1 pseudogene is annotated in these 303 nt (G+C 47.9%); it reads left to right on the top strand.

Annotated elements, in window-relative coordinates:
* Positions 1 to 121: 121 nt before the first annotated feature.
* A pseudogene (locus HP552_RS00270) lies at positions 122 to 303 on the top strand (IS110 family RNA-guided transposase); the annotation flags it as partial.

Here is a 303-nt window from a genome sequence, read left to right as displayed (position 1 = left end):
TTCCCGTTAGAATTCCTGTAAAACGAATAATTTGTAGTTTGAATAAAAACGAGCGCCTCGGTACGATGGGGTTACGCACGAGGTCATTGCCTCAAAAAGCCCATCAGGAGGTCGCTCTACTATGAAGTTTAAGGCACAAGACAAGCAAAATCAACTCATTGAAAACATTACCGTTCAACACCTGGTCATCGGTGTAGACATCGCTCAGGAAACCCATGTTGCCCGGGCTGTCAGCTTCCGAGGAATTGCTTTAGGTGCTCCGCTCGAGTTCGGCAACCATCGCGAGGGGTTCAAGTTGTTCCA

The sequence above is a fragment of the Paenibacillus xylanilyticus genome (assembly GCF_013359935.1).
Classification (GTDB): domain Bacteria; phylum Bacillota; class Bacilli; order Paenibacillales; family Paenibacillaceae; genus Paenibacillus; species Paenibacillus xylanilyticus.
Note: the sequence above shows the minus strand (reverse complement) of the source record. Positions and strands in the feature narration are given on the sequence as shown.